Origin of the sequence: Chryseobacterium candidae (genome assembly GCF_004916905.1) — a bacterium.
In the GTDB taxonomy this organism is placed as follows: Bacteria; Bacteroidota; Bacteroidia; order Flavobacteriales; family Weeksellaceae; genus Chryseobacterium; species Chryseobacterium candidae.
Window position 1 is genome coordinate 1 of record NZ_SDLV01000022.1, and the last position, 1310, is coordinate 1310.

At 32.7% G+C, this 1310-nt stretch carries 1 protein-coding gene; it reads right to left on the reverse strand.

Annotated features, from left to right (window positions below; translation table 11 throughout):
* Positions 1–30: 30 nt before the first annotated feature.
* A protein-coding gene (locus tag EK417_RS11195; protein WP_317129502.1) for an IS3 family transposase occupies positions 31–1268 on the reverse strand; the annotation gives its coding sequence in 2 pieces (ribosomal slippage) (positions 31–911 and positions 911–1268; 1239 coding nt in all).
* Positions 1269–1310: the final 42 nt, after the last annotated feature.

Below are 1310 nucleotides of genomic sequence, written 5' to 3' on the forward strand. Positions count from 1 at the left end.
TGACTAGTCCTAAAATAGGTTGACATAAAATTAGACAATATTTAATCCGGAGAAGTATTTATTTTCTTCGGATTTTTTATGCACTTTATCTGGCGTTTGCATATTAAGACTTAAATGTGGTCTTTTAGTATTGTAGATATCAATACTTTCTTTTACCAATGCTCCTAAGTCGTGTATATTCTTTGTTTTACAAAACAGGAATTCCTGTTTTAATATTCCATTAATTCTCTCTGCCAATGCATTTTGATAACAATCATAACCATCAGTCATAGATGGTTTTATTCTGTTTTTATTAAGCATGTTTTGGTAATAGCCAGAGCAGTATTGTAATCCTCTATCTGAATGATGAATCAAAGAGGTATTTGAAACTCTGTTTTTCACTGCCATCTTTAAGGCTTTGGCTACATTCTCAGTATTCATATTTGAGCTTAATGAATATCCCATGATTTTTCTGCTGTAAGCATCTGTTACTAAAGACAAATAGCAGGTGGATTCCCTTGTTTTAATATAGGTTATATCGCTTACAAAAACCTGTTCTGCTTTTTCGATCTTTAATTCTTTCAATAAATTAGGATGTTTTCTAAGCCAATGTTTTGAAAAAGTTGTCTTAACATACTTTTTTTGAGCACGCACAAGCATATTTTCTCTTTTTAGATAAGCAAATAAAGCATCTCTTCCTATTTTGATTCCCTCATTTTTGAATCCTTCTTTAAGAAGGTAATAAAGCTTTCTGGTTCCAAGTCTGGGCATTTCCATTCGTACTTTTTGTACGAGTATCTTTATTTTTAATAATTCTTTTTCACGGGTTAAGCTCCTCTGTTTATTTTGATAAACTGCCTGACGGCTTATCCCAAACAATCTGCACAGTCTGGATATGCTTATTCCTTCTCTGTGGAGTCTGAAGATTGTTGGGAGGAAAACTTTTTTCTGATTTGGGTGCCATACTGCTTATCTGATACATCAATCATGGTATTAAGAACCTTAGTTTTTAGCTTTTCATCAGCTAATTCTTTTTCCAAACGCTTAATTTTTTGAGCCGGAGTTTCTTTAGAGTTATGCATAGTATGAAGTTTAGGTTTACTCCAATCTAAGTTACCATATCTTCGCAACCAAACCAAAACTGTACTTCTGCCTTGGATACCATACTCTTTTTGGGCTTGTTTATAAGTGTAATCGCCGTTTTCTACCTGAGAAACAACTCGTAATTTAAAGCCTATACTGTAATCTCTTTGAGTACGTTTTTCCTTTTTTAATTCTTGATCTTTCATAATATAAGTTGATTAAGTGTCAACTTATTTTAGGACGGGACA